This window comes from Desulfosporosinus sp. (genome assembly GCF_014237355.1).
In the GTDB taxonomy this organism is placed as follows: domain Bacteria; phylum Bacillota; class Desulfitobacteriia; order Desulfitobacteriales; family Desulfitobacteriaceae; genus Desulfosporosinus.
This window is the reverse complement of sequence record NZ_JABZFS010000055.1, coordinates 40,150-47,875: the sequence shown is the minus strand read 5'-3', so window position 1 is coordinate 47,875 and position 7,726 is coordinate 40,150. Positions and strand designations below refer to the sequence as shown.

Here is a 7,726-nt window from a genome sequence, read left to right as displayed (position 1 = left end):
GAGATAGCGAAGGATCTAGATCCTTCGCTATCTCTCAGGATGACAGACTGTTACTGTATAAACTTGCATGGGTGTATATAAAACAAACCGTATTTCATGTACAATGGATAAGTTGAACGTTGTGATTGGGGATGTTTGTAGTGAATGGGTTTATGAGAGGATTAAGTGAACGGTCTCAAAGTAAAGGGATTCTCTATGCTATATTGTCATACGGAATTTGGGGAATTCTTCCGTTATATTGGAAAGTCTTGAAACAAATAGGTGCTGGTGAAATACTTGCTTCTCGAATAGTATGGTCTTTCGTAGTATCACTGCTAATTCTTTTAATCATTGGAGGTTTTAAAGACCTCAGAAAGGCTTTGTCAAACGGCAAGACCATATTAACCGTGTCTTTGGGAGCTTTGTTCATAACAGTCAATTGGTTTACTTATATATGGGCGGTCAACAGCAATCGGGTCATAGAAACAAGTTTAGGGTATTATATTAACCCATTATTTACGGTTCTGTTAGGTGTCATTATCTTAAAAGAGCGAATTGATCGATGGCAAATTGCCGCGTTGTTATTGGCGTTGTTAGGTGTAATTCTCATTACGGTTCAATATGGGGAGATCCCTTGGGTGTCCCTGTTACTTGCAATATCGTTTGGTTTATATGGACTGGTTAAAAAACTTTCGAATCTTACTTCGATTGTTGCTCTAACAATGGAAACTATGATTATTACTCCTCTAGCCTTGGGGTACGTAGTTTATAATCAGGTCCAAGGAACAAGTTCACTAGTTTCTCTGCCTTTGAGTGTTCTAATATTAGTGGTACTTACGGGAGTAGCAACCGCCATACCCCTTTTATTATTTGCACAAGCCGCTAAATGTTTGCCCTTATCAACCCTAGGTTTTTTCCAATACCTTGCTCCAAGTATTGCTCTGCTGCTGGGTATCTTTTTGTTTAAAGAAGAGTTTAGTAAGGTTGACTTTATTAGCTTTGGTCTAATATGGATGGCGTTAGGGATATACTCCTTTTCGAGGAAGGAATTCCTCAACTCTAGGTTTAATAAAAGACTACTTAGATTTTCTCGAGTTTAAGCGAGAGCGAACTTGAGGGAAACAGGGGGACAGGTTCAGTGTTTTGGCAAAACACTGAACCTGTCCCCCTGTTTTGCCCCTGTTTTGAATTGTACACGTTAACTCTGCAAAGACTATAAAACAATGATCACGAAAGGACGTGACGACTTTGACTCATCGTCGCAGCGGAACACGACAAATATTATATCCTCTAAATCCTAAAGACTCCCGTAATCCTGCCCAGAAACAAAAGGATTTGAGCTCACTTCCTAAAGTCTATCAAGATTTCTACCGAGAAGTTACCCGTCTAATTCCTCATCAACGGGTCTTTATTGACCCCCTTTACACATTAGGCTATGGCATTGATGCTAGTTTTTATCGATTAATCCCTAAGGTCGTTGTTAAAGTTGTTAATAATCAGGAAATGTCGGCTATTTTAAAAACCTCTCAAAGCTTAAAGGTTCCGGTTACTTTCCGTTGTGCCGGAACGAGTTTATCAGGCCAAGCTTTAAGCGATTCAGTCTTACTGGTGGTCCAAGGCGCATGGCGACACTATGAGGTTCATGAAGATGGAAAGAAGATTTCACTCGAACCAGGCATTCTTGGGGTTGAAGCAAATCGGTATTTAAGATCTTATCGTAGAAAGATTGGCCCAGATCCGGCCTCCATCGATCACTGCATGATTGGAGGGATAGCGGCCAATAATGCAAGTGGTATGTGTTGTGGCACTGCGGATAACAGCTATAAAACTGTAGAAGATATGCGAATCATTTTCGATGATGGGACGATTCTTGATACCGAAAATTCCGAATCCAGACGAGCATTTCTTCAGAGTAAACCCGAGCTTATCCGAGAGATAGAGAGCATTCGGGATGAACTTAAGGCCGATCCAGACCTTACGTCAATGATCAAAAGGAAATACAAAATCAAAAATACCACAGGCTATAGTATTAATGCCTTTGTTGACTTCGAGGATCCCATTGAGATTATTAAGCATGCTATGATTGGTTCAGAAGGGACTCTAGGGTTTATCTCACGGATTACCTATAAAACCGTCATCGAACATGACCACAAAGCCTCAGCCTTAATTATTTATCCGGATATGGACCATGCCTGCCGTGCTGTTATGAAGCTGAATCGAGATTTAGTATCTGCCGCGGAGATGATGGACCGGGTTTCCTTGAAAACCATGGAAGAGAGCCCGGGCATGCCTGAGTATTTACGGACTCTTTCAGAAGCAGCAACTGCACTCTTAGTTGAGGTTCGTGGGGAAAATCGGGAGGTTCTAGAACAACGGATTCAGGAAGTAAAAGAACGACTTAAGAGCATTCCGACGGTTTTACCCATTGACTTTACCTCTGTAAAATCTGAGTATGAAACCTTCTGGAAAATCCGTAAAGGAATTTTTCCTGCAGTGGGTGGAATCCGTGAACAGGGGACGGCAGTTATTATCGAAGATGTGGCTTTTCCTTTAGACCGACTGGCTGAGGCTACCATAGATCTTAGAACGATTCTTAATAAATATGGCTATCAGGACGCTATTATTTATGGGCATGCTTTAGATGGGAATTGGCACTTCATTTTTACTCAGAAGTTTGAAACGGATGAAGAAATTCATCAATATGAGGGACTTATGAAGGAGGTTAATGAACTCGTTGTCAACAAATACAAGGGTTCGCTGAAAGCTGAGCATGGAACCGGGCGGAACATGGCTCCCTTTGTTGAACTCGAATGGGGAAGTAAGGCGTATCAGCTTATGAGACGGATTAAATTTGCCTTTGATCCCCATAGTCTGTTAAATCCGGGCGTCATAATCAATGATAATAAGAATGTTTATCTTGAAGACTTAAAAATGATGCCTCAGTCTCATGAAACAATTGACCGGTGTACAAACTGTGGCTTCTGTCAAGATATCTGTCCCTCCAAAAATATCACAACTACTCCACGGATGCGGATTATTCTGCAACGTGAGATATCCTTTTTAAAACGGACTGGGAAAGATCCTCAGCGTTTAATGCGCTTGCTTAAGGATTATGATTATGCGGGGAATGCCACCTGCGCTACAGATGGACTCTGTGCTAAAGCTTGTCCACTCTCCATTAATACCGGAGATAATTCTAAATATCTTCGCTCGCAGGCCATTACACCAACCACTCGCTTCCTTGCAGAACGTCTGGCCAAGAATATGAATGGGGTTACAACCATGATGCGCTTTGGACTTGGCGCAGTGGATGCTGTCCATTCACTCCTTGGGACACGAGTGATGGATTCACTTGCAACAAAGGCACACCTCGTCTCTAAAAATCGAATTCCCCTATGGAATTCCTCCATGCCTGGTAAAGGATCTACCCCTAAGATGCCAGTCAGATCATCAACTCGAGGTATGAAAACGTCTGGTTTTGCTTCAACAGGAGAAAACCCCTTAAAGGTAGTCTATTTCCCGAGCTGTATTAGTCGCTCGATGGGTCCTGATCGCCTGGATAAGGATCAAAGGCCTCTCAATGAAGTGATGCTTTCTATTCTTGCTAAAGCAGGATATGAGGTCATCTATCCGCCGAACATGGGGGAATTGTGTTGTGGTATGCCTTGGGAAAGTAAAGGATTCTTCGAGATTGCGGATGAGAAAAGTGAGGAACTCGAAAAAGTACTGATCAAGGTAAGTGAAAATGGAACCCTTCCTATACTTTGTGATACCAGTCCATGTCTCTATCGCATGAAACGTGCTTTTAAATCAGACATTAAGCTTTACGAAGCCGTAGAGTTTACTCACGATTTCTTAATGGATCGCTTGTTGTTTAGGCAGGTTCCTGAAACCGTCGCTGTTCATGTAACCTGTAGTTCCGTTAAAATGCACATCAGCGATAAATTAAAAGCGGTAGCAGAAGCCTGCGCTGAAAAGGTCGTGATGCCTGATGACGTACATTGCTGCGGATTTGCAGGGGATAAGGGATTTTCTTACCCTGAGTTAAATCAATCCGCCTTAGCTGGACTCAAAGCCTCACTCCCTAAAGATTGCACTTCGGGTTACTCCAACAGCCGAACCTGCGAGATCGGGCTTTCCCAACATAGTGGAATCGGCTATCAATCCCTGATGTACCTTGTAGATCGCTCTTCATCTCCACGCCCACTTCATTAACCGAGATTGGCTTTTGAGAAGAATAGGCACTTGATAAAAGACAGATAAGGGATTTAACAGCATTGTTAAGTTCCTTATCTGTAGGGGGATTTTATTCTTTAAACTCTTAACTTGAGGCTTCTACATAGTTAATGGGGTTAAAAAAGATTCAACCAAATAACTTAAAAAAGGCATTTATTTTTTATTTGCTTTATGCTAGAGTAATAAAGTTGTTGTTTATAGTTTTCTAAAGTATTTACTAATACGAGGAGATTGATTATGGAAAACGGACTACAAAAAAAGTATGGCCTATTGACGGCTATAGCCATGGTTATTGGTATAGTGATCGGCAGCGGTGTGTTTTTTAAAGCAGAGAAAGTATTAAACGCTACTGGAGGCAATCTTCCCCAGGGGATCTTGGCCTGGATTATTGGTGGCTTGATCATGATTGTCTGTGCCTATGTTTTTGCAACCCTGGCTACAAGATATGAGAAAGTGAATGGTATCGTTGACTATGCTGAAGCAGCTCTTGGTGGTAAGTACGCTTACTTTATGGGTTGGTTTATGGCGGCCATTTATTATCCCAGTCTTACGTCTGTCTTGGCATGGGTTTCTGCACGATACACTTGTGTATTGTTAGGATGGAATATTGTAGGCAGTGAAGCGATGACCATTGCTGGTTTTTTTCTGATTGGAAGCTTTGCTATGAATGCCCTTTCGCCAAAGCTTGCTGGTAAGTTCCAGGTCTCTACCACTATAATCAAGATTATCCCCCTTGCTCTCATGGCCATTGTCGGGACAATCGTCGGCCTAAGCAACGGTATTTTGGTGAGTAACTTCACGAGTGGTGTCATTGCTGATGTGACTAGTGATTACCCTCTTTTTACCGCTGTTGTGGCTACCTCCTTCGCTTATGAAGGATGGATTATTGCCACCAGTATCAATGCTGAATTGAAGGATGCAAAGAAAAACTTGCCTCGTGCACTTACCTTTGGAACCTTGTTTGTTGCTTTGATCTACATCTTATATTATACAGGACTTGCCGGGGCTGTTAATAACAGCGTTATGATGGAAGGCGGCGAAGCGGGAGCAAAGCTGGCATTTTCCACCATATTCTCTAACTTGGGAGGTACAGTTCTGTTCGTATTCGTTGTAATTTCTTGCTTGGGAACGTTAAATGGTTTAATGATGGGTTGCACTCGCGGTTTCTACGCTTTAGCAGCTAGAGACATGGGCCCCCAGCCAAAGATATTTAAAGTTATTGATGAAAACACCAATATGCCGACGAACTCATCTATCCTGGGGGTTCTCCTAAGCGGCGTTTGGCTATTGTACTTCTTCGGCGCAAATCTGACAACTCCTTGGTTTGGTCCGTTTAGTTTTGATAGCTCTGAACTTCCCATTGTTACCATTTACGCTATGTATATTCCTATTTTCCTTATGATGATGATAAAAGAACAATCCTTGGGCTTTTTTAAGCGTTTTCTCATGCCGTTTCTTGCGATCTGCGCTTGTGTCTTTATGGTGATTGCTGCATACTATGCTCATGGCGAGGCAGTCGTATACTACCTTCTTCTTTTCGTTGGTATTATGACAATTGGGATGATGATTCCCTCCAAAAAGAAATAGTCGTTTTACTTTGAAGATATCCACGGCTTATGTCGTGGATATCTTTATGCGCGTATGTATTCCGTTATAAAATGACGTTTTGAGGGATTTATATGAATAAACTAAGAAAAAAGCTCATGCTTATTTTTATCTGTCATTTTCCTGCATATGCTTAATAACATCATAAGCAGGGAGGAATACTATGGGGGATAATAAAAATGGGTGGTGTCCGACTGGGACTTGTCAAGGTCTGTTTTATACTGTTCGGGCCTGGGATACTCTCTTTTTGATTGCTCGTCGATTTGGAGTAACGGTTCAGCAGATTCGAGATGTAAACCCACAAATCAATAATCCAAATCTCATCTTTATTGGACAGGTGATTTGCATTCCGACCGTTTCTCCGTGGGATGGTTGAGGCACAATGCCCTTCCTAGGAGCGGCTGGATAGTTATCACTTATAATGCAGAAAGGTATGATACCTCAGTTTATGAGGATCATACCTTTCCTTGCTAAATGTACTCTTAGCAGAATAAATGGTTACACTTATTTCTCGAAGATCGTACCCTTTTTGAAGGGGGAGTCTTTAAAGGCATACTTCATTAGAAGAATATAGGCAACTCCCGAGACAACCACACCGATAATCCAAGCCAGTTCTACTTTTGTAAAGGCAGCGCCGGCTCCGATGAGCAAAGCGAGCATTGCAGCTGGGTTGTATCCAGCAAATGGACCGTCTTCCTTGTATAGATCTGCAACATTAACGTTTTGCTTTCTCAAGATATAGTATTCAATGAGTAGAATTGAAACAATAGGGCCTAAAAACGCGGAATAGATTAGAATGAACATCCCAAGGCCTTTTGCCGAAGAATCCTGTACAAGCACCCAAGGGAAGGAGCCTAAGGCAAGTAGTCCGGTGATAGTAACAGCAACTTTATACTTTAATTTAGTAATTAAGGTAATGACATAAGTCGGGGGAATAATATTGGCAACCATGTTTACTGCAATTGCACCCATGACTATAAAGGCGGATACAAAGACGGTAATATACGAATTATCGACGACGATTGCAAAAGCCTTCACAGGGTTAGAGATGCCGGTTGTGGAAGCAAGCATGGCACCGATTGCAAGTACGAAGCCGTAGGCTATTAAAATTGGTAAGAAGTACAGGAAACCACGTTTTACGTCGCTAATACCAGATTTTAGCTCTCTTGAATAGTCCGCTGCACTTAAAAAGATAGCTGCATAATTTCCCATAAACATCATGATGAAGGCAAAAAACGGCAAGCCCCATGACCCTTGGGCATGAATCCATTTTTCTGTAATGACAGCGCTATGAGAGGTTAGGAGGACTCCGAATACATAAAGAAGTGCTACCATAATTACGATTGAGGTAAGTGATTCAACCCATTTAATAGCATGGAAGCCGTAGAGGGAAAGACCAATTTGTACCAACTGAAGGAGTACAAAGCAAACGACAACATTATCAAAGGCGCCGCCCGTGAAAACCTTCGCAATTTCATTTAGGGCAGTACCGCCGATCCAACTTTGGAAACCATACCAAACGATAGCGGGGATACCGCGTAATAGTGATGATATGATGGAGCCTTTGACTCCGAAGGACATTCTTAGCTGTACAACATAAGGTATTCCTGTTCTGTAACCTAGTCTGTCATTTAAAGCGAAAACCGCTGAAATAATACCAATAGCTATGATTGCTGCGGCAAATGTTTGAAAGAGATTTAACGTTGCGATTCCCGCTACAACTAAGCTAGCTCCAAGGGTCATATTGCCTAAATTAACTCCGTCTCCAATCCACATAAACATATAGTCTATTGGACCCACTGTTCGACCTGCTTCGGTTTTCGGTGCTAGTGATTCATCCAGGCTTGAAGCCTGTGGGATCTGTGCCTCATTTGTAACTGTATTTGCAGACATTGAACACCCAACT

General features: G+C 42.0%; 5 protein-coding genes. 4 read left to right on the top strand and 1 reads right to left on the bottom strand.

Annotation, left to right across the window (positions count from 1 at the left end; all coding sequences use genetic code 11):
* The first annotated feature begins 152 nt into the window (after positions 1–152).
* The 4 genes from rarD to HGJ98_RS11820 all read left to right on the top strand — a co-directional run bounded on the left by rarD (position 153) and on the right by HGJ98_RS11820 (position 6,196).
* A complete protein-coding gene (gene rarD / locus HGJ98_RS11835; protein WP_291351619.1) occupies positions 153–1,079 on the top strand; it encodes an EamA family transporter RarD in 927 nt (308 codons plus the stop codon).
* 148 nt (positions 1,080–1,227) lie between these two features.
* On the top strand, positions 1,228–4,194 hold the full coding sequence (locus HGJ98_RS11830) for an FAD-binding and (Fe-S)-binding domain-containing protein (protein WP_291351618.1): 2,967 nt from the start codon (positions 1,228–1,230) through the stop codon (positions 4,192–4,194).
* A 258-nt stretch (positions 4,195–4,452) separates the two neighbouring features.
* On the top strand, positions 4,453–5,802 hold the full coding sequence (locus tag HGJ98_RS11825) for an APC family permease (protein WP_291351617.1): 1,350 nt from the start codon (positions 4,453–4,455) through the stop codon (positions 5,800–5,802).
* Between the two features lie 181 nt (positions 5,803–5,983).
* Entirely contained in the window at positions 5,984–6,196 is a 213-nt protein-coding gene (locus HGJ98_RS11820) for a LysM domain-containing protein (protein ID WP_291351615.1), read from the top strand.
* A gap of 128 nt (positions 6,197–6,324) precedes the next feature.
* Here HGJ98_RS11820 and HGJ98_RS11815 read toward each other — a convergent pair whose 3' ends face one another.
* Entirely contained in the window at positions 6,325–7,713 is a 1,389-nt protein-coding gene (locus HGJ98_RS11815; RefSeq protein ID WP_291351613.1) for an NCS1 family transporter, read from the bottom strand.
* Positions 7,714–7,726: the final 13 nt, after the last annotated feature.

Coding starts and splice junctions, on each gene's coding strand:
- rarD (WP_291351619.1), top strand. CDS start 153: ATGAGAGGATTAAGTGAACGGTCTCAAAGTAAAGGGATTCTCTATGCT.
- HGJ98_RS11825 (WP_291351617.1), top strand. CDS start 4,453: ATGGAAAACGGACTACAAAAAAAGTATGGCCTATTGACGGCTATAGCC.
- HGJ98_RS11820 (WP_291351615.1), top strand. CDS start 5,984: ATGGGGGATAATAAAAATGGGTGGTGTCCGACTGGGACTTGTCAAGGT.
- HGJ98_RS11815 (WP_291351613.1), bottom strand. CDS start 7,713: ATGTCTGCAAATACAGTTACAAATGAGGCACAGATCCCACAGGCTTCA.